Here is a 450-nt window from a genome sequence, read left to right as displayed (position 1 = left end):
TGTATTCGGTGCGGTCGAGCCCGTCGCCTGAGGTGATCACCTCGCGCAGTGGCCGCTTCAGGTGCGGGTCGAGTGCGGCGGCGGCCTGGTCGAAGGCGTCGGCGAAGACCGGGAAGGCCGCGTACAGCTCCTGGCCCATCCCGACGCGCTGCGCACCCTGCCCGGTGAAGAGGAAGGCGGTCTTTCCGCTCCCCTTGGCGCCCCGCACCGCGCCCGGCACGGTTCCGCCCAACGCCAGCGCGCTTACCCCGTCCAGCAGTTCGTCCCGGTCGCGGCCGGTGACCACGGCCCGGTGGTCAAAGAGAACCCGGTCTGTGGCGAGGGAGAACGCTACGTCGAGCGGGTCGAGGTCGGGGTGGTCGTCGATGTGCGAGAGGAGTCGCTCGGCCTGGGCGGTGACGGCTTCGGCGGACTTTCCGGAGAGCACCCACGGCAGCACCGGAAGCGAGC

The 450-nt window shown here is 71.1% G+C and carries 1 protein-coding gene; it reads right to left on the bottom strand.

Annotation, left to right across the window (positions count from 1 at the left end; all coding sequences use genetic code 11):
* On the bottom strand, positions 1-450 hold a 450-nt coding region (locus GCN81_RS00110; RefSeq protein WP_156721315.1), incomplete at both ends, for a CurL C-terminal domain-containing protein.

It is taken from the genome of Streptomyces apocyni (assembly GCF_009739465.1).
Classification (GTDB): domain Bacteria; phylum Actinomycetota; class Actinomycetes; order Streptomycetales; family Streptomycetaceae; genus Streptomyces; species Streptomyces apocyni.
The sequence above is the reverse complement of the archived record's forward strand: the minus strand, read 5'-3'. Positions and strand labels throughout refer to the sequence as shown.